22 protein-coding genes are annotated in these 23,571 nt (G+C 72.9%); 14 read left to right on the top strand and 8 right to left on the bottom strand.

The features are described 5' to 3' along the window. The first annotated feature begins 12 nt into the window (after positions 1–12). The 5 genes from FDO65_RS08830 to FDO65_RS08810 all read left to right on the top strand — a co-directional run bounded on the left by FDO65_RS08830 (position 13) and on the right by FDO65_RS08810 (position 7,429). A complete protein-coding gene (locus FDO65_RS08830) occupies positions 13–1,263 on the top strand; it encodes a DUF885 domain-containing protein (protein ID WP_137448950.1) in 1,251 nt (416 codons plus the stop codon). 209 nt (positions 1,264–1,472) lie between these two features. Beyond that, positions 1,473–2,165 (top strand): response regulator transcription factor, encoded by a 693-nt coding sequence (locus FDO65_RS08825; protein WP_137448949.1) that lies wholly within the window; start codon positions 1,473–1,475, stop codon positions 2,163–2,165. A gap of 11 nt (positions 2,166–2,176) precedes the next feature. Beyond that, positions 2,177–3,733, top strand: a complete 1,557-nt coding sequence (locus FDO65_RS08820; RefSeq protein ID WP_137448948.1) for a sensor histidine kinase — start codon at positions 2,177–2,179, stop codon at positions 3,731–3,733. 396 nt (positions 3,734–4,129) lie between these two features. After that, on the top strand, positions 4,130–5,476 hold the full coding sequence (locus FDO65_RS08815) for a PhoH family protein (RefSeq protein WP_137449666.1): 1,347 nt from the start codon (positions 4,130–4,132) through the stop codon (positions 5,474–5,476). 330 nt (positions 5,477–5,806) lie between these two features. Further along, complete coding sequence (locus FDO65_RS08810) at positions 5,807–7,429, top strand: hypothetical protein (RefSeq protein ID WP_137448947.1); 1,623 nt, start codon at positions 5,807–5,809, stop codon at positions 7,427–7,429. Positions 7,430–7,509: 80 nt separating this feature from the next. On the opposite strand, the gene FDO65_RS08805 is transcribed toward FDO65_RS08810, so the two are convergent. Then, positions 7,510–8,931 carry a class II fumarate hydratase gene (locus tag FDO65_RS08805; RefSeq protein ID WP_137448946.1) on the bottom strand — a complete coding sequence of 474 codons (1,422 nt, stop codon included), beginning with the start codon at positions 8,929–8,931 and terminating at the stop codon, positions 7,510–7,512. 140 nt (positions 8,932–9,071) lie between these two features. Between FDO65_RS08805 and FDO65_RS08800 the strand changes: the two genes are divergently transcribed. After that, complete coding sequence (locus FDO65_RS08800) at positions 9,072–9,620, top strand: DUF4245 domain-containing protein (protein WP_137448945.1); 549 nt, start codon at positions 9,072–9,074, stop codon at positions 9,618–9,620. Between the two features lie 13 nt (positions 9,621–9,633). Here the strand turns inward: FDO65_RS08800 and FDO65_RS08795 are convergent, their stop codons facing one another. Next, entirely contained in the window at positions 9,634–10,650 is a 1,017-nt protein-coding gene (locus FDO65_RS08795; RefSeq protein ID WP_137448944.1) for a PHP domain-containing protein, read from the bottom strand. A gap of 139 nt (positions 10,651–10,789) precedes the next feature. On the opposite strand from FDO65_RS08795, the gene panD reads away from it, so the two are divergent. Further along, positions 10,790–11,206 (top strand): aspartate 1-decarboxylase, encoded by a 417-nt coding sequence (gene panD, locus FDO65_RS08790; RefSeq protein WP_137448943.1) that lies wholly within the window; start codon positions 10,790–10,792, stop codon positions 11,204–11,206. Between the two features lie 3 nt (positions 11,207–11,209). On the opposite strand, the gene FDO65_RS08785 is transcribed toward panD, so the two are convergent. From FDO65_RS08785 to FDO65_RS08775, 3 genes are read right to left on the bottom strand one after another with little or no spacing between them, the layout of a single operon-like run. After that, the gene (locus FDO65_RS08785; protein WP_137448942.1) at positions 11,210–11,461 is read right to left on the bottom strand and encodes an exodeoxyribonuclease VII small subunit; all 252 of its coding nucleotides are present in this window, start codon (positions 11,459–11,461) and stop codon (positions 11,210–11,212) included. Beyond that, a complete protein-coding gene (xseA, locus tag FDO65_RS08780; protein ID WP_137448941.1) occupies positions 11,458–12,909 on the bottom strand; it encodes an exodeoxyribonuclease VII large subunit in 1,452 nt (483 codons plus the stop codon). The genes FDO65_RS08785 and xseA overlap by 4 nt, the downstream gene beginning before the upstream one ends. Further along, on the bottom strand, positions 12,906–13,796 hold the full coding sequence (locus FDO65_RS08775; RefSeq protein WP_137448940.1) for a lipid droplet-associated protein: 891 nt from the start codon (positions 13,794–13,796) through the stop codon (positions 12,906–12,908). Before FDO65_RS08775 ends, xseA begins: the two co-directional genes overlap by 4 nt. 138 nt (positions 13,797–13,934) lie before the next feature. On the opposite strand from FDO65_RS08775, the gene FDO65_RS08770 reads away from it, so the two are divergent. Further along, a complete protein-coding gene (locus FDO65_RS08770) occupies positions 13,935–14,924 on the top strand; it encodes a 4-hydroxy-3-methylbut-2-enyl diphosphate reductase (protein WP_137448939.1) in 990 nt (329 codons plus the stop codon). Between the two features lie 44 nt (positions 14,925–14,968). On the opposite strand, the gene FDO65_RS08765 is transcribed toward FDO65_RS08770, so the two are convergent. After that, the gene (locus tag FDO65_RS08765) at positions 14,969–15,427 is read right to left on the bottom strand and encodes a DUF6542 domain-containing protein (protein ID WP_137448938.1); all 459 of its coding nucleotides are present in this window, start codon (positions 15,425–15,427) and stop codon (positions 14,969–14,971) included. Next, complete coding sequence (locus FDO65_RS08760; protein ID WP_137448937.1) at positions 15,424–16,590, bottom strand: DNA recombination protein RmuC; 1,167 nt, start codon at positions 16,588–16,590, stop codon at positions 15,424–15,426. The genes FDO65_RS08765 and FDO65_RS08760 overlap by 4 nt, the downstream gene beginning before the upstream one ends. A 387-nt stretch (positions 16,591–16,977) precedes the next feature. Here FDO65_RS08760 and FDO65_RS08755 point away from each other — a divergent pair, with 387 nt between their 5' ends. Continuing rightward, on the top strand, positions 16,978–17,934 hold the full coding sequence (locus tag FDO65_RS08755) for a sulfotransferase family protein (RefSeq protein ID WP_137448936.1): 957 nt from the start codon (positions 16,978–16,980) through the stop codon (positions 17,932–17,934). Between the two features lie 85 nt (positions 17,935–18,019). Here the strand turns inward: FDO65_RS08755 and FDO65_RS08750 are convergent, their stop codons facing one another. After that, positions 18,020–18,934, bottom strand: a complete 915-nt coding sequence (locus FDO65_RS08750; RefSeq protein WP_137448935.1) for a glycoside hydrolase family protein — start codon at positions 18,932–18,934, stop codon at positions 18,020–18,022. A 330-nt stretch (positions 18,935–19,264) separates the two neighbouring features. On the opposite strand from FDO65_RS08750, the gene FDO65_RS08745 reads away from it, so the two are divergent. From FDO65_RS08745 to cysD, 5 genes are read left to right on the top strand one after another with little or no spacing between them, the layout of a single operon-like run. Then, on the top strand, positions 19,265–21,058 hold the full coding sequence (locus tag FDO65_RS08745) for a nitrite/sulfite reductase (protein ID WP_276606841.1): 1,794 nt from the start codon (positions 19,265–19,267) through the stop codon (positions 21,056–21,058). Beyond that, the gene (locus FDO65_RS08740; RefSeq protein ID WP_137448934.1) at positions 21,055–21,243 is read left to right on the top strand and encodes a hypothetical protein; all 189 of its coding nucleotides are present in this window, start codon (positions 21,055–21,057) and stop codon (positions 21,241–21,243) included. The genes FDO65_RS08745 and FDO65_RS08740 overlap by 4 nt, the downstream gene beginning before the upstream one ends. Beyond that, positions 21,240–22,040 (top strand): phosphoadenylyl-sulfate reductase, encoded by an 801-nt coding sequence (locus FDO65_RS08735; RefSeq protein WP_137448933.1) that lies wholly within the window; start codon positions 21,240–21,242, stop codon positions 22,038–22,040. Before FDO65_RS08740 ends, FDO65_RS08735 begins: the two co-directional genes overlap by 4 nt. Next, positions 22,037–22,618, top strand: coding sequence for an adenylyl-sulfate kinase (gene cysC / locus FDO65_RS08730; protein ID WP_137448932.1), 582 nt, complete (start codon positions 22,037–22,039; stop codon positions 22,616–22,618). The genes FDO65_RS08735 and cysC overlap by 4 nt, the downstream gene beginning before the upstream one ends. A gap of 44 nt (positions 22,619–22,662) precedes the next feature. Then, entirely contained in the window at positions 22,663–23,571 is a 909-nt protein-coding gene (cysD, locus tag FDO65_RS08725) for a sulfate adenylyltransferase subunit CysD (protein WP_137449662.1), read from the top strand.

The raw sequence follows: 23,571 nt of genomic DNA, 5'->3' as shown, positions 1-23,571 counted from the left end.
GACAATGATCGGATGGACACCGGTCAGGACGTCGTCACGGAGTACCTCAAGCTCGGCCTGCGCTTCGACCGGGTGGTCAGCGGTTTCGTCGACGCCTACACCGGTGATCCGGCGTTGCGCCGGGCCGTCGACGACGAGCCGGCGCCCGACCCCGCCGACCTGGCCCGGCAGGCCACCCGGCTGGTCGCCGCCGTCGGTGATGCTGATCTGAGCGCCCAGCGGGTCGATTTCCTGACCGCCCACCTGCAGGCGCTGGCCGTCGCCGGCCGGCGGTTGGCCGGCCAGGAGATGGGCTTCGTCGCCGAGGTCGCCGGCTACTTCCAGGTCGAGATCGACCTGGTCGACGAGGACGTGTTCGCCGCCGCCCACGCCCGCCTCGACGAGCTGCTGCCCGGCCGGGGCGATCTGCTCGACCGGCTGGCCGCGCTGCGCGAACTCGAACTGTGCCCGCCCGACCAGGTCGAGCGGGTCGTCAGGGTCATCGCCGCCGATCTGCGGGAGCGGGTGGCCGGGCCGACGGGTCTGCCCGCCGGAGAGCACATCGACTTCGAGATCGCCCGTGACGTGGCCTGGAGCGGCTTCAACTACTACCTGGGCGACTTCTCGTCGCGGGTGGCGGTCAACGCCGACATCGGCCACCGGATGTCCCAGCTCGGCGTGCTGGTCGCCCACGAGTGCTACCCGGGCCACCACACCGAGCACTGCCGCAAGGAGGACCTGCTGGTCCGTCAGGGCGGCCAGGCCGAGCAGACGATCTTCCTGGTCAACACCCCGCAGTGCGTGATGGCCGAGGGGCTGGGTGACCTGGCGCTCAGCGCCGCGATCGGCCCCGGCTGGGGGCGTTGGCTGTCGGAACTGTTCGATGCGAACTTCGGCCCGGTCGGCGATGCCGGCCGTCCGGTGCCCGGCTTCGACGCCGACCTGGCCGAGGAACTGGAACTGGCGTCCCGTCCGTTGAACGCGGTCCGGCAGAACGCCGCGATCCTGCTGCACGACCGGGGGCGGCCGGTGTCGGAGGTGCAGGAGTACCTGCAGCGGTGGTCGCTGGCCGGGCCCGAGCAGGCCGCGCAGCGCCTGCGGTTCCTCACCGACCCGTTGTGGCGGGCCTACGTGTCGACCTACGTCGAGGGGGAGCGGCTGCTGCGCCCCTGGCTGGACGCCCGCCCCGCCGAGCAGAGTGCGCTCGAGCGGTTCCGGCGGCTGCTCGACGAGCCGCTGACCCCGGTGGCCATCCGGGCCGAACTGGCCGGCGCCAGCGTCTGACCCGGCCGTCGTCGGCGCACCCGGATGCGGGTGTCGCGGCCCGGCGACCGCTTCACCGCCGGTTCTCATGGGATTCTTGCGCCGCGCGGGTGCACAGGGCGTGCACTCGTCGAGGCCCGGCCGGGCGCGGTGTCCGGCCAGGTTCCGTGTGGGGCAGTACCGCAGCCCCCGGCGCGGACCGGCCGAAACGAGGGGAACGGACAGTTCAGATGACGGGGACGGCCCGGTTGCTGGTGGTCGACGACGAGCCGTCGTTGCAGGACATCGTCGCGACGTCGATGCGGTTCCTGGGATACCAGGTGTCGGTCGCCGGGACCGGCCGGGAGGCCGTCCGGATGGCCACCGACTCGCCGCCCGACCTGATCATCCTCGACGTCATGCTGCCCGACTTCGACGGCCTGGAGGTCATGAAGCGGGTGCGGGCGGCCGGCGTCGACTCCGGCGTCGTGTTCCTGTCCGCACGGGACACCCCGGCCGACAAGATCGCCGGGTTGACCGCCGGTGGCGACGACTACGTCACCAAGCCGTTCGGGCTGGAGGAGCTGGCCGCCCGGGTCGCCGCCGTGCTCCGTCGGGTCCGGCCGGCCGACGACGCCGACGGGGTGCTGCGGGTCGCCGACCTGGAGCTCGACCCGGAGACCTACCGGGTCACCCGCGCGGGCGAGCCGATCGAACTGGCCCCCACCGAGTACAAGCTGCTGCGGCACCTGATGGTCAACGCCAACGTCGTGCTGTCCCGCCAGCAGCTGCTCGACGCCGTCTGGGGCACCGACTTCTACGGGGACGACGCCGTCGTCGCCACCTACATCTCCTACCTGCGCCGCAAGGTCGACGCGACCGGTGAACCGCTGATCCACACGCACCGCGGCTTCGGTTACGTGCTGCGCGGCACCCGGCACTGACGGGTCACCGCATGGCCTCCTCCGGCCCGATCACCGAGCCCCTGACCGCGGTCCCGGTCACCGGCACCGCCGCCGCCCGGGGCCCGCTGACCAACGGCGCCGCCCCGGCCCCCCGCCGTTGGACGCTGCGGGCCCGGCTCATCGCGCTCGTCGTCGGGGTGGCCGCGATCGCGCTGGTGTCGGTGGACGTCGGGTTGCCGATCGCGCTGCGCTCGGTGCTGGTCACCAACCTCGACGCGACGCTGAACCGGGCGATGGGCAGCCTGCCGCAGACCTTCCAGTTCCAGGCCCTGCAGGAGCGGATCCGCGACAGCTCGCCCGGCAGCGAGGTCGGCTTCACCCTCATCTCGGCGGACGGTTCCATCCAGCACGAACCGCCGGAATCCGAGGACACCTGGGCGAACCCGGACGTCAACGCCATCGAGGCGATGGGCGTGCCGCAGACGATCGTCGACCTGGACGACCCGACCATCCAGTACCGGGCGGTCGCCCGCACCGTCACCGCCCAGAGCACCAACCTGCCGGCCGAGCTGGTCGCCTGGCAGTCGACGTCCGGCGTGCAGACCGCGGTCGGCCGGCTGATCGTCATCGAGCTGCTCGGCACCGCGGCGCTGTTGCTGCTGCTCGGTCTGACCTCGTCGCTGATCATCCGACGGGAACTCAAGCCGCTGGAGTCCATCGCCCGGGCCGCCGACGACATCGCCGACGGCGACCTGGACCGCCGGGTCGAGGAGGACGACCCCTCGACCGAGGTGGGCCGGCTCGGCGTGGCGTTCAACGGCATGCTCGACGGGATCTCCGAACTGCTCGACGAACGGCAGCGCAGCGAGCAGCGACTGCGGCAGTTCGCCGCCGACGCCTCTCACGAGCTCCGTACCCCGGTCGCGGCCGTCCGGGGCTACACCGACATGTACCGGGCCGGGATGCTCAGCGATCCGGCCGCCGTGCAGCGGGCCATGGAACGCATGGGGTTCGAGGCCGCCCGGATGAACGCGCTGGTGCAGGACCTGCTCACGCTGATCCAGGCGGACGCGGAGAAGACCGCCAGCCACGAACGGGTGGACCTGGTGGAGGTGCTCACCGGGGTGGTCGAGGACGCCGCCGTCATCGACCCGGAGCGGCAGTGGCGCTGGTCCGGGTGGGACCCGGCGGCCGGGCGGGTGCTTGTCCTGGGCGATCGGCTGCGGCTGAGCCAGCTGTTCGCGAACCTGCTGGGCAACATCCGCACCCACACCCCGCCCGGGACCACGGCCACCGTGACGGTGCTGCCGGGGGCGGGGGAGATCGCGGTCTCGGTCAGCGACAACGGTCCCGGAGTCGCGGATGAGGACCTGGACCGGCTTTTCGACCGCTTCTACCGGGCCGATCCGTCCCGATCCCGGGAGAAGGGCGGGACCGGACTCGGGCTGTCCATCGTCGCCGCCATCGCCCGCAACCACGGCGGGCGGGTGCTCGCGGGTCACAGCCCGGGCGGTGGGCTGACGATCACGGTCGTGCTGCCCCGGGCGACCGGCACCGCCGCGGTCCCGCCCCCGGCGCCGGCGGCCGTCCCGGTCCCGGTCGTCTGAGCCCGGTCCGCCGGTCCCGCAGCGCCCGGCCCGGTCACATCCGGGCAATACGAAGTTCACCCGGCCGTTTCGCGTGTTGGTCAGGGGCCCCCTGGGGGCGGCGGTAGCGTCCGATCCGTGGGGCGCATCTTCGGCGGCCCATCCGGGAGGCCCTTCACGTGAGCAGACCGCACAGCTTCGGACCGGCGTGTCGTACGACGGGGCCGCTGTGCGGCTCCGTGCCCACCCGCCGTTCCCGCTCGTCGGCCGCCACACGTTCGGGACCGCCGGCCCTTCTCGAGGATCCGGGCACCTGTCGCCCGGCTGGGAGCCTTCGTGGTCACACGTCGTTCCGACTCGTCACCGTCCCTCTCCGCCGATCCGGTCGTCCCCGCTGACGACGGTCGGCCGGCTGCGGTGGCGCGTTCGGGACCGTCCGTCGTCGCGTCGGGGGGCGCCGACGACACCCGCCTGACCTACGTGATCGACACCTCGGTCCTGCTGTCCGATCCGTGGGCGCTGAACCGGTTCGCCGAGCACCAGGTCGTGCTGCCGCTGGTCGTCATCTCCGAACTGGAGGGCAAGCGCCACCACCCCGAACTGGGGTACTTCGCGCGCCAGGCGCTGCGGCTGCTCGACGACCTGCGGGTGCAGTACGGGCGGCTGGACGCCCCCGTCCCGGTCGGTACCGAGGGCGGCACGCTGCACGTCGAGCTCAATCACACCGACGCCACGGTCCTGCCGGCCGGCTTCCGCAACGACAGCAACGACTCCCGGATCCTGGCCTGCGCGCTGAACCTGGCCGCGGAACGGCCGGCCGGGTCGGTCACCCTCGTCACCAAGGACATGCCGCTGCGGGTGAAGGCGTCCGCCGTCGGCCTGGCCGCCGACGAGTACCGCGCCCAGGACGTGGTGCCGTCCGGGTTCACCGGCATGACCGAACTATCCGTCCCGGCCGGCGAGATCGACACGCTGTTCGCCACCGGACTGCTCGACACCGACGCCGCGCGTGACCTGCCCTGTCACACCGGCGTCAAGCTGGTCGGCCCGACGAGCTCGGCCCTCGGCCGGGTCACCGCGGGCAAGCAGGTCCGCCTGGTCCGCGGCGAACGGGAGGCCTTCGGGCTGCGCGGCCGGTCGGCCGAGCAGCGCATCGCCCTCGACCTGCTGATGGACGACGAGGTCGGCATCGTCTCGCTCGGCGGGCGGGCCGGCACCGGCAAGTCCGCCATGGCCCTGTGCGCCGGGCTCGAGCTGGTGATGGAGCGGCGGGCGCACCGCAAGGTCGTGGTCTTCCGGCCGCTGTACGCGGTCGGCGGGCAGGAGCTGGGCTACCTGCCGGGCGGCGAGAGCGAGAAGATGGGCCCCTGGGCGCAAGCGGTCTTCGACACCCTGTCGGCGGTCGCGTCGCCGCAGGTCATCGAGGAGGTCGTCGCCCGCGGGATGCTCGAGGTGCTGCCGCTGACCCACATCCGGGGTCGCTCGTTGCACGACTCGTTCGTCATCGTCGACGAGGCCCAGTCGCTCGAACGCAACGTCCTGCTGACCGTGCTGTCCCGGCTGGGCACCAACTCCCGGGTGGTGCTGACCCACGACGTCGCCCAGCGGGACAACCTGCGGGTCGGCCGGCACGACGGCATCGCCGCGGTGATCGAGACCCTCAAGGGGCACCCGTTGTTCGCGCACGTCACCCTGACCCGGTCGGAACGCTCACCGATCGCCGCCCTGGTGACCGAGCTGCTGGAGACGCCCGACCACGGCTGAGCTGGAGCGACGCGGCGGCGGGACCGGGGATCGCCCGGTTCCGCCGCCGCGTCGGCGTCCGGGCCTACCGCCGCCGTGGGGCCACGTACGCCCGCCGATCGATCCCGTCCGGGCCGGGCCCGTCGTGTCGGGGGTGCACGAGAGCCCCGCGACCGGCACAGTGACGGCACACCGGGACGCGGCGACCGCGCCGATCGCGTTGATCGCGACCGCCGGGTGGGCCGCGGCGGTTCGTGGAGAGGACGGCACATGCACAGCACTGCTCCTTCGGGGCCTCCGGGGCGCGCCCGGCGGGGCCGGCGTCCGGGATCACGGACCGCGGTCGGGGCGATGCTCGCCGCCGTCCTGGTCGCCGGCCTGGGGATCGCGTTCCCCCTGGCCGGGTCCGCGGCCCCGGCGGCGCCGACCGTGGCCGCCGCCCCACTCGCAGCGGCCGTGCCGACCACCGCGTCGTCCGGCGGGCGGACCCTCACGGCGAACCCGTCCACCGACCTGGCCGTCAACGGGGCGCAGATCACCGTCTCCGGGAGCGGCTTCACGCCGACCAGTGGCGGCATCTTCGTCGCGGTGTGCACCTCGGCGCAGACCGCGGGCGGGGTGCGACCTGGACAGTGCATCGGCGGCAACCGGCCGAACGCGTCGCTGAACCGCGACTACGCGCACTTCGTCGACCCGAACCGCACCGGCGGCCCCGGCGGCGGGGTCACCGCGCCGCTCACCGGCGGCGACTTCACCCAGTACACGTTGACGTTGACGTCGGCCACCGGCACGCCGAACTGCCAGACCCAGGCCTGCTCGCTGTGGGCGTTCAGCGACGACGAGAGCGACCCGTCACAGGACGTCTCGATCCCGCTCGCCTTCGTGGCCGCGCCGACCAGTCCGAGCCCGTCGTCCACGACGACCTCCCCGACGGCGCCGTCGACCGCGGTGGTCGCGTCCGTCGCCACCCAGGACGTCGCCGCCGGCGCGCAGCAGACAGTCGTGTTCACCGGTTTCCGCCCCAACGAGGTGCTCGGCGTCGAGCTGTTCCCGCCGACGTCGACCCAGGCGGTGACCCCGCCCGGCACCTTCGGCTCCGACGGCAACGGCAACGCCACCGTCACGTTCACGGTGCCGACCACCGTCAGTCCGGGTGCCGTCCGGCTCCAGGTCACCGGCCGCAGTTCGGGCATCGTCGGCGTCGCCGAGTTCCAGGTCGTCGCTCCGCCGACCACCGCGTCCTCGACGCCGGCGTCCACCACCAGTTCCACCCCGACCACCAGCGCGTCGCCCACCAGTTCGTCCGTGGTCGCCAGCAGCACGCCGGCCACCTCCAGCTCGGCCGTCCTCACCCCGGCGTCCGACTCGGGCAGCAGCCTGTGGTGGTTGTGGCTGCTGCTGGCGGTGCTGGTAATCGCCGGCATCGTCACCGGCATCGTGCTGTGGCGCCGCAAGCAGGAACAGGACCGGGAACGCGAGCAGCAGCAGCGGGACGTGGAGGCGGCGGCCGCCCAGCAGCAGGCCGCTGAACGCGACCGGATGCTCGGCCAGCAGCCCACCCAGGCCTACCCGCCGCCCGCCGACCCGTACGGGCTGCTCGCCGGCCGGGACCCGGCCGACTACGGACAGGGGCCGACCGAGGTCATCCCACCCGGCCAGGGTCCGCGCACCCAGGGCTGGCCGCCGCCGTCGAACGCTCCCACCCAGTACATCCCGCCCCCCGGATCTCAGGACCAGACCCGCTACATCCCGCCGGCCGGGCCCGGGCGCGGACCGGCCGGTCCGCCCGGCTCGGACGCCCCGACCCAGTTCGTGCCGCCGTACCAGCCGCCGGGCCGGCGTCCCCAGGGCCCCCCGCCCCAGCGGCCGCAGGAGGATCCGGAGCGCACCCAGGTCTGGCGCCCGGAGGACGACGACCGGACGCAGACGTGGCGTCCGGACGACGAGGACCCGCGCGGCGGTCCCCGCCGCTGACCTGCGAGGCGACACCCGACAACGCCGAAGGCCCGGCCCCCCGCGCGAGGGGGACCGGGCCTTCGGGCGTGACCGGGGGCTTACGGGTGGGTCATGGACAGCACGTCCAGCGCCGCGTCCAGCTGCTCGCGGGTGAGCCGGCCGTTGTCGACGTGGCCGCGCTCCAGCACGACGTCCTTGATGGTCTTGTTCTCCTTGAGCGCCTGCTTGGCGACCGAGGCGGCCTCCTCGTACCCGATGTACTTGTTCAGCGGGGTGACGATGGAGGGGGACGACTCGGCGTACTCGCGGCAGCGGTCGACGTTGGCCACGATGCCGCTGATACAGCGGTCGGCCAGCAGCACGCTGGTGGTGGACAGCAGGGTGATCGACTCCAGCAGGTCCACGCCCATGATCGGCAGCATCACGTTCAGCTCGAACGTGCCGGAGGCGCCGGCGAACGCGATGGTCGCGTCGTTGCCGATGACCTGCGCGCAGGCCATCAGGGTGGCCTCCGGCAGCACCGGGTTGACCTTGCCCGGCATAATCGAGCTGCCCGGCTGCAGGTCGGGCAGGGCGATCTCGGCCAGGCCGGCCCGCGGGCCCGAACTCATCCAGCGCAGGTCGTTGCAGATCTTGGTCAGGCTGACCGCGATGACCTTGAGCTGGCCGGACATCTCGACCAGGCCGTCCCGGGCGCCCTGCGCCTCGAAGTGGTTGCGGGCCTCGGTGAACGGCAGGTCCATGGTGTGGGCCAGCTCGGTGATGACCGCGGCGGAGAAGCCGGGCGGGGTGTTGATGCCGGTGCCGACGGCGGTGCCGCCCAGCGGCAGCTCGGCCAGCCGGGGCAGCGAGGCGGTGACCCGCTCGATGCCGTAGCGGATGGCCGCGGCGTACCCGCCGAACTCCTGGCCCAGGGTGACCGGGGTGGCGTCCATCAGGTGGGTGCGGCCGGACTTGACCACGGTGGCCCACTCGGCGGCCTTGGTGTCCAGGGCGGTGGCAAGGTGCCGCAGGCCGGGGATGAGCTCACGGACGACGGCCTCGGTGGCGGCCACGTGGATCGACGTCGGGAACACGTCGTTGGACGACTGCGAGGCGTTGACGTGGTCGTTGGGGTGCACCTTGCGGCCGAGCGCCTCGGTGGCCAGCGTGGAGAGCACCTCGTTGGTGTTCATGTTCGAGCTGGTGCCCGACCCGGTCTGGAATACGTCCAGCGGGAAGTCGGCGTCGAACTCGCCGCCCGCGACCCGCTGCGCGGCGGCGGTGATCGCGTCGGCGGTCTCCTGCTCGACGATGCCCATCCGGGCGTTCACGGTCGCGGCCGCCGACTTGATCAGCGCCAGCGCCCGGATCTGTGCCCGGCTCAGCGGCCGGCCGGAGATGGGGAAGTTCTCCACGGCCCGCTGGGTCTGGGCCTGGTACTTGGCGTCGCGGGGGACGCGCACCTCGCCCATGGTGTCGTGCTCGATGCGGTACGCCTGGTCGGTGCCGCCGGTGACCCCGTCGTCGTGTTCAGCCATGCCGGTCAAACTATCGGTGCCCCGCCGGTGCGGACCGCCCCGGGGACGATCCGGTGATGGCGAAATGGGTCACAGCCGGGCCGGCCGCCGCGGCGAAACCCCCAGCCGGCCCCGGCCGCTCGGCGTGACACGATGGAGCCGTGGCGATCAGACGGCCGAACACCCTGCGGGACATGGCGTGGTCCATCGCCGTGCTGGCCGTCGTCGCGATCCTGCTGGGCTGGGCCTACGGCGCGGTGTCGTTCTCGCCGGGCCGGCCGAGCGACGGGCAGGCCCCGGTGGCCGACGTCAGCGGCGGGTTCGACCGGGCGGCTCCGCTGGTCGGGTTCGACCTGGCCGTGCCCCGGGAGTTGCCGGCCGACTGGCAGCCCAGCTCGTTCACCTTCGTCGACCCGGCCACGGCGCCGGCCGGTCAGGTCGCGACCGTCCGCGGCGGGTGGCTGACACCCGACGGCCGGTTCATCACGATCATCGAGGCCGCCGGACCGCCGGCCACGGTGCTGCCCGCCGAGCTGGGGTCGATCGGCCCCAACACCGGCCTGCAGACCGTCGACGGCGTCGAGTGGACCGTCACCTCCGGCCGGCGCACCGAGGTGGCCTGGTACCGCACCGCGGGCGAGGCGACCTGGTTGATCACCGGGACCGCGACGCCGGAGTCGTTCGCGACGCTGGCCGCCGCCCTGGTCTGAGCGGCCGACCAGGTCAGGCGCGGGTCCAGGCCAGCAGGTCGTCCACCGGCCAGGTGTTGACCACCCGCTCCTCCGGCACCTCGCACTCCTGCGCCCTCGCGCAGCCGTAGGCCTGCCAGTCGAGCTGACCGGGGGCGTGCGCGTCGGTGTCGATGGAGAACCGGCACCCGGCCGCGACGGCCTGCCGCAGCAGCCGGCGCGGCGGGTCCAGGCGCTCGGGACGGCTGTTGATCTCGACGGCGACGTCGTACTCGACGCAGGCGGCGAACACCCGCTCCGCGTCGAACTGGCTCTCCGGTCGGGTCCCTCGGCCGCCGGTCACCAGCCGCCCGGTGCAGTGCCCGAGGACGTCGGTGTGCGGGTTCTCGATGGCCCGCAGCATCCGCCTGGTCATCGCTCCCGCATCCGACCGCAGCTTGGAGTGCACCGAGGCGACGACGATGTCGACCCGGCCGAGCAGTTCGTCGCTCTGGTCGAGGGTGCCGTCCTCGTTGATGTCGCATTCGATGCCCGAGAGCAGCCGGAAACCCTGCCCGGCGAGTCGGCCGTTGATCGTCTCGACCAGGTCGAGCTGGCGTTCCAGCCGCTCTGGGGACAGACCGTTGGCCACCGTCAGCCGGGGGGAGTGGTCGGTCATCGCCAGGTACTCGTGCCCGAGCTCCAGTGCGGTGACGGCCATCTCCTCGACCGGGCTGCCGCCGTCGCTCCACTCGCTGTGTGCGTGCAGATCGCCCCGCAGGGCGCCGCGCAGATCCGCACCGCCGTCGACCAGCGGGGCGAGCCCGTCTTCCAGTGCGGCCAGGTACTCGGGGACGTCCCCGGCGAGCGCCTGCCGGATCACCGTCGACGTCTTCGGGCCGATGCCCTTGAGATCGGTGAGGGTGCCGTCCTCGGTGCGGCGACGCAGCTCCGCCGGCGCGAGCCCGGCCAGGATCAGCGCGGCCGACCGGAACGCGCGCACCCGGTACGTCGGGGCCTGTTGCCGTTCGAGCAGGAAACCGATCCGGCGCAGGGCAGTGATCGGATCCATCGGGCCAGCGTAGGCGGGCCGCCGCCACTCCGTCGGACGGTGCTGTGAGTGCTCTCACGCGCGCCGGCCGCGCCGGCGATGTGATGCTGGAGCACGTACCGGACCTTCGCGATCCGGCTGTGAGGAAGGACGATCACCGATGCTCCGTCCCATGCTGGTGGGCAAGATCCACCGGGCCACGGTCACCGCGGCCGACCTGCACTACGTCGGCTCCATCACCCTGGATTCCGATCTCCTGGAGGCCGCCGACCTGCTGCCCGGCCAGCAGGTGGACGTCGTCGACGTCACCAACGGCGCCCGCTTGTCGACCTACGTCATCGCCGGTGACCGCGGTTCGGGCATCGTGTCGATCAACGGCGCCGCCGCGCACCTCATCCATCCCGGCGACATCGTCATCGTCATCGGCTACGGCCTGCTGACCGATTCCGAGGCCCGCACCCGCACCCCGTCGGTGGTGTTCGTCGACGCCGACAACCGCATCGTCAGCACCGGCGCAGACCCGGGTGACGTGCCCGCCGGGTTCGGGCTCATCCCCTCCGGGATCGGGCGGGGCTGACCGCTACTGCTGCTCGGCGGTCCGCAGCGCGGCTTCGACCCGTTCGCGGGCCCCGTCCAGGAAGGTGCCGCACAGCGCGGCCAGCGCCTCACCGCGCTCCCACAGGGTGAGCGACTCGTCCAGGGACAGGCCCCCGGTCTCCAGCTTCGCGACCACCGCGGCCAGCTCGTCGCGGGCGTCCTCGTAACTGCGGGGGGTGTCGTCCTGCTCGTCCGCGGCGGGGCCGGGGGCGGTGGTGCTGCGGTCGATGCTCATCGGGTGCTCTCTGCCGGGGTGGTAGCGGGGGAATCGGTCGCCGGGTCGTCCGTCCGGCCGGGGGCCTCGGTCTCGATGGCCGGGGCGGGCTCGCCGCCGAGCGGGATGGCACCGACGGGGGTCGTCCCGGGCGCGGGGCGCGGCCGCAGACCCAGGGGTCCGGATCGTTCGGGTCCGAGAGTGGCCGCCAGAACGGCGCCGTCGGCGACCCGGATCCGTAGCGGGGTGCCGGTCTTCGCCTGCTCGATCGAGCGCAGCACGCGTCCGCCCGGTCCGCCGGTCTGCACGACGGCGTAGCCGCGGGCCAGGGTGGCGGCCGGGCCGAGCACGGTGAGTTGGGCGCGACGGTGGGCCAGGTCGCGTTCCTGACCGTCCAGGGTGCGGTCGACGACGCGCCGGGAGCGTTCCAGCAGCCGCTCGACCTCCGTGCGCCGGGCGGTGATGGGGGTGAGCGGGTCGACGAGCACCGCGGCCGACGTGAGCCGGCGGAGCCGGGCCTCCTCGGTCTGCACCCAGCCGGTCAGCGCCCGGCGGGCCCGGTGGGAGAGCATGGCGATCTGCGCCCGCTCGGCCACCGCGTCGGGGACGACCCGCTTGCCGGCGTCGGTCGGGGTCGAGCAGCGCACGTCGGCCACGTCGTCGACGATCGGATGGTCCGGTTCGTGGCCGACGGCTGAGACGACCGGGGTCCGGCAGCGGGACACCTCCCGGCACAGCGTCTCGTCGGAGAACGGCAGCAGGTCCTCGACGCTGCCGCCGCCGCGGGCGAGCACGATGACGTCGACCTCCGGGTCGGCGTCCAGCCGGCGGAGCGCCTCGATGATCTGCTCGACCGCGAAAACGCCCTGCACCGCAGGGTTCTCGATCCGGAACCGGACCGCCGGCCAACGGGCGCGGGCGTTGGACAACACGTCGGACTCCGCGGCGCTGGCCCGGCCGGTGATGAGGCCGACCGTCCCCGGTAGGAACGGCAACGGCTTCTTGCGTTCCCGGGCGGTCAGCCCCTCGACGGCCAGCAGCCGGCGCAACCGTTCCAGCCGGGCGAGCAGCTCGCCCAGGCCCACGGGGTGCATCTCGTCCGCGCGGAAGGTGAGGGTGCCGCGGGCCGGGTAGAACTCGAACTTCCCGTGCACGACGACCCGGGTGCCCTCGCCGGGCGGGGTGGGGAAGTCGGCGAACACGGTCCGCCCGCACGCCACCGACAGCGACATGGGCACCACCGGGTCGCGGAGCGTCAGGAAGGACATCCCGCCCGATCGCAGGGACAGCTGCGCGATCTGTCCCTCCACCCAGGCGGCCGGGGCCTTGGCGACGTACTCGGTCATCCGCTGCGCGAGAGCGCGGACCGGCCAGGGGTTCTCGCGGGTGGTGTCGCCGGCCCGGGTGGGTGGGGCGGGGCGTTGCTCGGCCGCCGGCCCGGCGCCGGTGGTGCTGGGAGGGGTGCTCACGACGAGTGCTGCAGGGTGACCAGCCGGTTCGACAGCAGGGTCAGGAACGGGGCCCGCGCGGCGGACTGCTGTTCGTGGTCGAGCAGCGACTGCACGTCGTCGGCCGTCAACCGGCGCAGGTGCCCGCGGACCTGCGCGACCGTCAGCTGGTCGTAGTCGGGCAGGGGGAGCGGCGGGGTGACCGGCGGGCCGGCGATCGGCTCGTCGGTCGCCGTCGTCCACACCACCGGGTCGGGTTCGGTGGCGACGTGGGCCGTGGGCTCGTCGATCGCGGCGGCCGCGGCGGCCGGATCCTCCCGGGTGACCGACCAGTCGGCGGGCACGAGGGTCTCGGCCGGTGCCGCCGGCTCGGCGTCTTCCCGGGGCGCGGCGTCGGCGGGTGCCGTGGTCGTCTCCGCCGGGGTGGTGGGGGCCGGGGTGGTGGGGGTGGTGTCCTCGGGCTCGACGGGGACGCCGTCGATGCGGGCGCCCGGGGGGACGACCGGAACGGTGGGCTTGACGCCCCGGCGGGCGCGGTCGACAGGGGTGACGGTGGCGGTCGACCCCGTCTCGTCGCCGCGACCGGTGGTCTCGGGCTGGCGTCGCTCCGCCGCACCGGTCCCGCTCGGCCGCGGACGGGGCCGCGGTGGGGTGGGCAGGTCGTCGTCGAACGTGGCCAGCGGCGAACGCTCCGGCTGTCCGCCGCCGAAGACGGCGCTGAGCGTCTCGTCGCCCTTCGTGGCGAGCTCCGCGATCTCCTGCTGCACCTTCATCGACACGCGTAGGGCGTAGCCGGCGGCCTGCACCGGCAGGGCGGACAGATCGGCGGGCAGGCTGCGGATCCGTTCGACCCCGGTGACGACGAGGCCGGTGGCGATCTTGAGCGGCAGCGGCAGGGGGAAAGCCATGTGACCAGACTGCCGTATGAGGTGGCCCGGTGGCACCGGCAGGGGGGCGGGTGCTGCGTTCCGTGCTCGCGCCCACCGGACGGCGGGCGATGGCGCTCGTCACCCGGGGTCGCTCCACCGCGCCCCTACCATGGAGGCATGGTTTCCCCCTCGACCCCGCCGCCCGCCGACGACGTCCGCCGCCGTGTCCTGCTGGCGGCCCCCCGCGGGTACTGCGCCGGGGTCGACCGGGCCGTGATCACCGTGGAGAAGGCGTTGGAGCAGTACGGCGCCCCGGTGTACGTCCGCAAGCAGATCGTCCACAACAAGCACGTGGTGGCCAACCTGGAGGCTCGCGGCGCGATCTTCGTCGAGGAGACCGACGAGGTCCCCGAGGGTGCACTGGTGGTGTTCTCCGCGCACGGCGTGTCGCCCGCCGTGCACGAGGAGGCCGCCGACCGTCAGTTGCGCGTGATCGACGCCACCTGCCCGCTGGTGACCAAGGTCCACAAGGAGGCCCGGCGCTTCGCGTCCGAGGATTACGACATCCTGCTCATCGGTCACCGCGGCCACGAGGAGGTCGAGGGCACCCACGGTGAGGCCCCGCAGTCGATCCAGATCGTGAACGACGCGTCCGAGGTCGACACCGTGCAGGTCCGTGACCCGGAGAAGGTCATCTGGCTCTCGCAGACGACGTTGTCGGTCGACGAGACGCTGGAGACGGTGGGTCTGCTCCGCAAGCGGTTCCCGTTGATGGCCGCGCCGCCCAGCGACGACATCTGCTACGCCACGACCAATCGCCAGGAGGTCATCAAGCAGATCGCCGGCGAGTGCGACCTGGTGCTGGTGGTCGGCTCGAAGAACTCGTCGAACTCGGTGCGCCTGGTCGAGGTCGCGCTGGCCGCCGGGGCCGACGCCTCGTACCTCATCGACGACGCCAGTGAGATCGACCCGGCCTGGCTCGACGGAGTGGTCACGGTGGGCATCACCAGTGGGGCGTCCGTGCCGGACGACCTGGTCCACGGGGTGCTGGCCCACCTGCAGGACAACGGGTTCCCGCCGGCCGAGGAGATCACGGCGGCCACCGAGACCCTGACCTTCTCGTTGCCCAAGGAACTGCGGCGCGACCTGCGCCCGGCCTCCGCCTGAGCCGCTCGGGCCCGACCTGGTCGGGCCCTGGACGAGCCGCCCGGTCAGACCCGCTGGGCGTCGGCGGCGTGGGCGGTGCGGGACGTCCGTCGCAGCGGCTGCGCGACGATGCGGATGAGCCCGATGGCCACCGCGAGCGCGGTGCCGATGGCCATCGTGGGGAACGTGGCGATCAGCTTGAGGGCCATCCCGTACATGCCGCCCCCGTTGATGAACAGCAGGCCGCCGATGAGGAGCCCGGCGACCAGAATCAGCGGCGGCTGGACCATCGCGGTGAAGACGGACCGGCGCTGCACCAGGAGGGCGGCGAGGGCGACGCCGATCCAGAAGCCGAGCCGCAGTCCCCAGCTGAAGGTGCCGAAGACCCAGCCGTCGATGGCCGTGCCGATGAGCGTGCACACCAGGGCGACGAGCACCGCGGCCCACCACGGCCAGCCCCGCACACCCGGCGCGGCCGACGACACGGCCAGGGGACGGGAGCGGTCGGGGGCGAAGGTGCTCATCGGTCCACGGTAGCCTCCTCGCCCGGCCAGACCGGCCGTTCCGCGGAGGGCGGCCACTCGACCGGGGACTCCAGGGGAGACCGGGGTGACGGGAAGCGTTCGGACGACCACCGGTGGTCACGGGCGGCTGTGTCCACGGGAGGCGGGGCGGCCAGTTCGTCGCCGACCACGCCCAGGTCGCTGAGTCGACGGGCGCTGGTCACCACCCGGCTCTCGAAGGAGCCGACCGCCTGGTTGTAGGCGCCGACCGCCCGCTGTAGGGCCGCCCCGGTCCGGCTCAGGTGGGTACTCAGGGTGACCAGCCGCCCGTGCAGGTCGCGGCCCACCTCGAGCACCTCCGCGGCCGAGGCCGACACCCGCTCGTGCCGCCAGCTGAAGGCGACCGTGCGCAGCAGGGCGATGAGCGACGTGGGGGTGGCCAGCACGACGTTGCGGGCGAAGGCGTAGTCGGACAGCCCGGGGTCGACCGACATGGCTGCGTCCAGCAGCGGCTCGCCGGGGACGAACAGGACCACGAACTCCGGGGCCGGGTGGAAGTGCCGCCAGTACGACTTGGCGGCCAACTGGTCGACGTGGTGCCGTACCGCCCGGGCGTGGGCCACCAGCAGCTGGCGTCGCCGCTGCTCGTCCGAGCTGTCCAGGGCCTCCAGCCAGGCGGCGAACGGCACCTTGGCATCGACCGGGATGCTCCGTCCGCCCGACAGCCGCACCAGCATGTCGGGCCGGACCCCGGGACCCTCGCCGCCCGGGGCGCTGACCTGGACGTCGTAGTCGCAGTGCTCGACCATGCCGGCCAACTCGACCAGCCGTTGCAGCTGCACCTCACCCCACCGCCCCCGGACCGTCGGGGCGCGGAGGGCGCCGACCAGCGACCGGGCCTGGCCACCCAGTTCGACCGAAGCCCGGTGCAGGGCGGCTACCTGCTCCTGCAGGCCCGCGTAGGCGCCGATGCGTTCGCGTTCCACCGCGGCCAGCTGGTGCTCGACCCGGGTCAGGGCGTCGGCCGCGGGCGCGAGCACCGCGGCCACGTCGGGGCCGTCCGGCCCAGCGCCCGACCAGCCCCGTCGCCGGCTGAGCAGCACTCCGACGACCACCCCGATGAGCAGCCCGACGACCAGCAGCAGCGCGCCGGTGAGCAGGGCGCCCGACCCTCCCGTGTCCATGGTCGACACCATGGCACCTGCCACCGACAGTGAGCGGTGTGCGCGCCGGGCCGCCGCGCCCGGCCCGGGGCGGCGGGCCGTTCACATGCGGCCGTTACACTCCCGCCCCATGACCAGCCCGGGCACCGCGCTGATCCGCCGCCGCGCGGTCGACCTCATGCGTGTGGTCAGCGCCGCCTGTCGCCTCGGCCGCTGAGCAGACCCCGGCCGCACCCCGTGGTGTCCGCCGGAACGACTAGCACGGCTGCCGCCGCCCGCAGCGGCCTCGGTCGGTCGGACCTCCATTCGCGCTCGGCCCCCTCGGGCCGTGGGCGCACTCCCCGAACGAACAGCGCACCGTCGCGCACCCCACCGCATTCGCCGACACCTTCCGAAAGGGTGCCTGCCGTGTCCCTTCCCGATTTCCTGATTATCGGTTCACCCAAAGCGGGCTCCACCGCTCTGCACGCGGCCCTGGCCCAGCACCCGCAGCTGTTCCTCTCCACTCCGAAGGAACCCAAGTTCTTCCTCTGCGAGGCGGCTCCGCCCGACCCGGCCCATCAGCGCGGCCCCGGGGACGCTCACTCGGCGCAGGAGTGGGTCTGGCGGCGGGACCGCTACGAGGCGCTCTTCGACGCCGCCCCACCCGGCACCCTGACCGGGGAGAGCACGCCGTTCTACCTGTGGGACAGCTCGGCCCATGAGCGGATCCGCCGGGTGGTGCCGCAGGCCAAGCTCATCGCGGTGGTCCGGGACCCGATCGATCGGGCCTACTCCAACTGGACCCACCTGTGGTGCGACGGTCTGGAGCCGGAGGCCGACTTCCTCCGCGCGGTCGACCTGGAGGAGCAGCGCATCGCCGCCGGCTACGCGCCGTTCTGGCGGTACCTGGAGATGGGCCGCTACGGCGAACAGCTCCAGCACCTGTATTCGGTCTTCCCCCGTGAGCAGGTCTTCGTGCTCCGTTACCGCCGGCTCATCGACGACCCGGCGACCGTGCTCGACGAGATCTGCACGTTCCTGGGCGTACGCACCGGTGAACTCACGTCGGTGCCCCGGTCCAACGTCTCCAACTGGGTGCCCAACACCCCGGTGAACCAGGTCCTGCGGCAGGTCGTCCGGGCCGGGGCCGCGCTCGGGGCGCACGTGCCGCCGCAGATCTGGCGCGGGGTCGAGAAGCCCCTACTGGGCGTCCTGCACCGTGGTGGCCGGCGCCGTCCGTCCCTGACCGCCGAGCAACGGGCCGCGCTGCTGCCGCGGGTCGCGCCGGATGTGCACCTGCTCAGCGAGATCACCGGCGTCGACCACTCCGACTGGCTCAACGAGGTCGGCCGCGGCTCGTTCGGGGAGCGGGCCAGCAGCTGAGCGGGGGAGCGCACGATCCACTGCCGACAACACGCCGTGGCCCGGTCCCGGCGAACGGCGTGTGCCGGCAGTCGAAGGGCGGAGTTCAGCCCAGCGGCAGCACGGTGGTGAGCAGCACGTTGGACCCGTCCGGACGGTCGGCCTCGAAGTAGATCCGCCAGTGATCGCCCGCCGGGACGACGCAGACGTACCGCAGGGTGCGTCCGTCGCGCTGGAGGGGGCCAGCGACCGGACGGAACGAGCCCGGATCGGACCCGAGGGCCAGACCGGTGCGCTCGTACCAGTTCTCCGCCGCGCTGGCCCGCCCGTCGTACAGGGCGAGCCAGCCGTCGTCGACCGGCAGCACGCTGGTCACCCGGGTGCCGCGGGCATCCCAGCTGTCGGCCGTCGGCACCAGGGCGGCGCCGTGCGAATCCCAGCGCAGGCCGTCCGGGCTGGTGAAGTACCAGGTCTGCATGCGGTCGGCCGCGTCGTCACCGCCGTCCAGCGGGTGCCGGCAGGCCCACATGCGCCAGGGACCGTCGTCGGTGGTCGGTGCCTGTACGACGACGTCCTTCCACGCGGTCGCCTCGTCCCCAGGGAGGACGACGGTCCGCGTCCCGGTGGCCAGGTCGGCGACGGAGCCGTCCGCCGCGGTGTCCAGGGCCTCGACCCACCAGTGCTTGGAGCCGAGGGTCGAGCAGCTGACGTAGAGCCGCCAGCCGCCGTCCGGACGGCGGACCAGGGCGGGCCGTTCGAGCGATGCGGAATCGAAGTCGCCCACCGGAACGGTGCAGGCCGTCTCGAAGTGCACGCCGTCGGTCGAGGTGGCGACCACGTTGGCGTACCCGCGGCCGGCGTCGACGGGGCGGCGCAGGCGATAGGCCAGGTGGAAGATCCCGTCGTGCCGGACGGCGCTCGGACCGCCGGCCCAGAAGCCGGTGCCGGTTCCGGGCGGTTCGACGACGACGGTGGCCGTCTCGTGTCGCAGGATGTCGGCGAGGCGCTCGAGGAGGGTCACGGCGGGCCAGCCTACGAAGCCGCACACCGCCCGCATGACCGGACCCACCGTTCGGCCGTTTTCTCAGTGGTTGATCCGCGACGTCTGCGTGAAGCGGCTCACGGGGTCGGATCGGCCTCGGCCACGGTAGGATCCCTGATATGTCTGTCCGGGTAGTGATGCTGGTGTGCTGTCGCGAGGTCGACCTCGTGCGCGTTGCCAGCGCTGCCTGTTGTTCCGCCGCCTGACTCCCGCCGCTTCGTGCCGGGCTGTCATGCCGGCGCGCACGGTCCTACTCGCGGACCTCCCTGCTCTGGTGTGACCTTCCGGCCCTGTCCGCAAGGATCCCCTGTGTCTTCTGTTTCGCCCCAGACCGAGCGCGTCGCGCCCGAGGGTGCTTCAGCCGCCCCTGCGGCTGCTGCCGTCACCCCCGAGCGGCCGGCCCGCGCCGCCCGCCCGGCCGCGGCCGAGCGTCCGGCCCGCCGTCCGCGCACGGCCAAGGGGCAGGGCCAGTGGGCGTTGGGCTACCGCGAACCGCTCAACCCCAACGAGCGGATGAAGAAGGACGACGACGGCCTGAACGTCCGGGCCCGCATCGAGAACATCTACCGGCACACCGGTTACGACGGCGTCGACCCCGGTGACCTGCGCGGTCGGTTCCGCTGGTGGGGCCTCTACACCCAGCGTGCCCCCGGGATCGACGGCGGTCGCACCGCGGTCCTCGAGCCCGAGGAGCTCGAGGACAAGTACTTCATGCTGCGCGTCCGCGTCGACGGCGGTCAGCTGACCACGGCGGCGCTGCGCACCATCGGCGAGGTCTCCACCACCTACGCCCGGGACACCGCCGACGTCACCGACCGGCAGAACATCCAGCTGCACTGGATCCGCATCGAGGACGTCCCGGCCATCTGGGACGCCGTCGAAGGCGTGGGTCTGAGCACGGCCGAGGCCTGCGGCGACGTGCCCCGCGTCATCCTCGGCTCGCCGGTCGCCGGCATCGCCAAGGACGAGATCATCGACGGCACCCCGGCCATCGAGGCGATCGTCGAGCGGTACATCGGCAGCAAGGAGTTCTCGAACCTGCCGCGCAAGTTCAAGACCGCCATCACCGGCTCGCCCCGGCAGGACCTGCTGCACGAGGTCCACGACCTGGCCTTCGTTGGCGTGGTGCACCCCGAACACGGCCCCGGCTTCGACGTCTGGGTCGGCGGCGGCCTGTCCACCAACCCCATGCTCGGCCAGCGGCTGGGCGTCTGGGTGCCGCTGGACGAGGTGCCCGAGGTGTGGGCCGGCGTCGTCGGCATCTTCCGTGACTACGGCTACCGCCGGCTGCGCAACCACGCCCGGCTGAAGTTCCTGATGGCCGACTGGGGGGCCCAGAAGTTCCGTGAGGTGCTCGAGTCGCCCAAGTACCTGGACCGTGCGCTCGTCGACGGACCGGCGCCGGAGCCGTACGCCGGTGCCCGGGACCACGTCGGCGTGCACGAGCAGAACGACGGCCGCTTCTACGTCGGCATCACCCCGACCGTCGGCCGCGTCTCCGGCACCCTGCTGACCCGGCTGGCCGACCTGGTCGAGGCCCACGGCTCGCAGCGGGTCCGGCTGACCGCCGACCAGGCGATCGTCGTCCTCGACCTCGAGGCCGAGCGGATCGACTCGTTCCTGGCCGGTCTGGACGAGCTGGGACTCACCGCGACCCCGTCGACGTTCAAGCGGAACATGATGGCCTGCACCGGGATCGAGTTCTGCAAGCTCGCGATCGTCGAGACCAAGGCGCGCGGCATCGCGCTGGTCGACGCGCTGGAGACCCGGCTCGCCGACGAGCTCGACAGCCTGCCGGCCATTTCGATCAACATCAACGGCTGCCCGAATGCCTGCGCCCGCACCCAGATCGCCGACATCGGCCTGAAGGGCATGATCGTCACCGGCGCGGACGGCGAGCAGCACGAGGGCTTCCAGGTGCACCTGGGCGGAAGCCTCGGCCTGGCGCCCGGTTTCGGCAAGAAGCTGCGCGGACACAAGATCACCGGTGACGAACTGCCTGACTACGTCGAGCGGGTCGTCCGGCGGTTCACCGAGCAGCGCGACGGCGACGAGCCGTTCGCGCAGTGGGTGGCCCGGGCCGAGGAAGCGGCCCTGCGATGAGCGCGCCCACCCGGTCGCCCGCCCAGTACTGCCCGTATTGCGGCGAGACGAACCTGTGGCCGCACGAGGCGGGCCACGGCACCTGGTCCTGCCGCGACTGCCGCCGCGTGTTCGCGGTCAAGTTCGTCGGGGTGGCCGGTGGGTCGGCCTTCCCGGCCCCGGACGCGGCGGAGCTGCGATCATGACGCTCGCCCATCACCCCGTGGACGGTGCCGCGCAAGCGGTCTCGCGTTCCCCGCGCTCCGGCGCGGCTCCCGTGCCGGTCGGCGTGCCCCGCGTCCGCAAGGCCGCCCGGTCGGCCGAGGAGCTGGGGTCGATCGCCCGCCGCGGTGCCCTGGAACTGGCCGACGCCACCGCGATCGAGATCCTGCGGTGGGCGGGCGAGCAGTTCGGCACCCGGCTGGCCGTCACCGCCTCGATGCAGGACACCGTGCTGGCCCACCTGGCGGCCCGCGCGGTGCCGGGGATCGACGTGCTGTTCCTGGACACCGGCTACCACTTCGTCGAGACCATCGGCACAGCCGACGCGGTGGAAGCGGTGTACGACGTCACCCTGCAGCGGGTGCTCCCGGCCCAGACGGTCGCCGAGCAGGACGCCGAGCTGGGCAAGGATCTGTTCGCCCGGGATCCCGACCTGTGCTGCTCGCTGCGCAAGGTCGCGCCACTGAACCGGGCGCTCCGTGACTTCGACGCCTGGGCCACCGGGGTCCGTCGCGTCGAGGCGCCGACCCGGGCGAACACCCCGGTGGTGCAGTTCGACGTGAAGCGGGGCAAGGTCCGTCTGGCCCCGTTGGCGGCGTGGACGGACGACGACGTCGACCGCTACATCTCCGAGCACGGCGTGCTCGTCAACCCCCTGCTCAGTGACGAATACCCGTCCATCGGCTGCGAGCCGTGCACGCACCGGGTGCTGCCCGGGCAGAACGCACGGGCCGGCCGCTGGGCGGGATCCACCAAGACCGAATGCGGGATCAACACATGACCGACACGTCCACCCTGGCCGCCGATCCGGCGGCCCCGGCGCGAACGGCCGGTGGCACGTTGTGGCTGACCGGCCTGCCCAGCGCCGGCAAGACCACGCTGGCCCGCGCCCTGGCCACGCAGCTCACCGAGCGCGGCCTGGACGTCGAGATCCTGGACGGCGACGAGGTGCGCACGCACCTGTCGGCCGGGCTCGGCTTCTCCAAGGCCGACCGCGAGACCCAGGTGACCCGCATCGGCTACGTCGCCGAGTTGCTCGCCCGGCACGGGGTTCTCGTGCTGGTGCCGGTCATCGCGCCGTACGCCGACGCCCGCGCCAAGGTCGCCGCCCACCACGCCGACAAGGGCACCGCCCACTGGCAGGTCCACCTGTCGACGTCCGTCGACGTCTGCGCCGAACGGGACGTGAAGGGGCTGTACGCCAAGGCGTTCCGCGGCGAGATCAGCCAGATGACCGGGGTCGACGACCCCTATGAGATCCCGGAGAACCCGGATCTGCGGATCGACACCGCCGCTGTCACCCAGGACGCCGCCGTCGCCGCCCTGATCGGCCTGCTGACCGAAAGGGGCGCCCTGTGAGCGCGACCACCACCGCACCGCCGACCGGAGCGACGAACCGCCCGGTGGCCCCGGCCCGGAGCCTGAGCCCGCACCTGCGGGCCCTGGAATCCGAGGCCATCCACATCCTGCGGGAGGTGGCCGGCCAGTTCGACCGACCGGTCATCCTGTTCTCGGCCGGTAAGGACTCGGTGCTCGTCCTGCACCTGGCCCGGAAGGCGTTCGCGCCGGCGCCACTGCCGTTCTCGTTGCTGCACGTCGACACCGGGCACAACTTCCCCGAGGTCATCGAGTACCGGGACCGCGTCGTCGCCGAGGGCGGCCTGCGCCTCGACGTGGCCCACGTCCAGGACTGGATCGACGACGGGCGGCTCACCGAGCGGCCGGACGGCACCCGCAACCCGCTGCAGACCGTGCCGCTGCTGGACACCATCGTCGCCCATCAGCACGACGCCGTCATCGGTGGTGCCCGGCGGGACGAGGAGCGCTCGCGGGCCAAGGAGCGCATCTTCTCGCTGCGCGACGCGTTCGGCGGCTGGGACCCGCGCAAGCAGCGTCCCGAGCTGTGGAGCCTCTACAACGGCAAGCACGCGCCCGGCGAGCACCTGCGGGTCTTCCCGCTGTCCAACTGGACCGAGCTGGACGTCTGGAACTACATCGAGGCCGAGAACATCGACCTCCCGCAGATCTACTACACCCACCAGCGGGAGGTGTTCTCCCGTAACGGCATGTGGCTGTCGCCGGGGGAGTGGGGCGGCCCGCGCGACGGTGAGGAGCTGCAGGTCCGGACGGTGCGGTACCGCACCGTGGGCGACATGTCCTGCACCGGCGCCGTCGAGTCCACCGCGGCCACCGTGCGCGAGGTCATCGAGGAGATCGTGCACACCCGCATCACCGAACGCGGCGCCACCCGGGCCGACGACAAGCTCAGCGAAGCCGCCATGGAAGACCGCAAGCGCGAGGGGTACTTCTAG

The sequence above is a fragment of the Nakamurella flava genome (assembly GCF_005298075.1).
GTDB lineage: Bacteria > Actinomycetota > Actinomycetes > Mycobacteriales > Nakamurellaceae > Nakamurella > Nakamurella flava.
This window is presented reverse-complemented; position numbering and strand designations above follow the sequence as displayed.

Excerpts from the sequence above, each read along its gene's own strand:
- FDO65_RS08830 (WP_137448950.1), top strand. The coding sequence starts at position 13 with ATGGACACCGGTCAGGACGTCGTCACGGAGTACCTCAAGCTCGGCCTG.
- FDO65_RS08825 (WP_137448949.1), top strand. The coding sequence starts at position 1,473 with ATGACGGGGACGGCCCGGTTGCTGGTGGTCGACGACGAGCCGTCGTTG.
- FDO65_RS08820 (WP_137448948.1), top strand. The coding sequence starts at position 2,177 with ATGGCCTCCTCCGGCCCGATCACCGAGCCCCTGACCGCGGTCCCGGTC.
- FDO65_RS08810 (WP_137448947.1), top strand. The coding sequence starts at position 5,807 with ATGCTCGCCGCCGTCCTGGTCGCCGGCCTGGGGATCGCGTTCCCCCTG.
- FDO65_RS08805 (WP_137448946.1), bottom strand. The coding sequence starts at position 8,931 with ATGGCTGAACACGACGACGGGGTCACCGGCGGCACCGACCAGGCGTAC.
- FDO65_RS08795 (WP_137448944.1), bottom strand. The coding sequence starts at position 10,650 with ATGGATCCGATCACTGCCCTGCGCCGGATCGGTTTCCTGCTCGAACGG.
- panD (WP_137448943.1), top strand. The coding sequence starts at position 10,790 with ATGCTCCGTCCCATGCTGGTGGGCAAGATCCACCGGGCCACGGTCACC.
- FDO65_RS08785 (WP_137448942.1), bottom strand. The coding sequence starts at position 11,461 with ATGAGCATCGACCGCAGCACCACCGCCCCCGGCCCCGCCGCGGACGAG.
- FDO65_RS08775 (WP_137448940.1), bottom strand. The coding sequence starts at position 13,796 with ATGGCTTTCCCCCTGCCGCTGCCGCTCAAGATCGCCACCGGCCTCGTC.
- FDO65_RS08770 (WP_137448939.1), top strand. The coding sequence starts at position 13,935 with ATGGTTTCCCCCTCGACCCCGCCGCCCGCCGACGACGTCCGCCGCCGT.
- FDO65_RS08765 (WP_137448938.1), bottom strand. The coding sequence starts at position 15,427 with ATGAGCACCTTCGCCCCCGACCGCTCCCGTCCCCTGGCCGTGTCGTCG.
- FDO65_RS08760 (WP_137448937.1), bottom strand. The coding sequence starts at position 16,590 with ATGGACACGGGAGGGTCGGGCGCCCTGCTCACCGGCGCGCTGCTGCTG.
- FDO65_RS08740 (WP_137448934.1), top strand. The coding sequence starts at position 21,055 with ATGAGCGCGCCCACCCGGTCGCCCGCCCAGTACTGCCCGTATTGCGGC.
- FDO65_RS08735 (WP_137448933.1), top strand. The coding sequence starts at position 21,240 with ATGACGCTCGCCCATCACCCCGTGGACGGTGCCGCGCAAGCGGTCTCG.
- cysC (WP_137448932.1), top strand. The coding sequence starts at position 22,037 with ATGACCGACACGTCCACCCTGGCCGCCGATCCGGCGGCCCCGGCGCGA.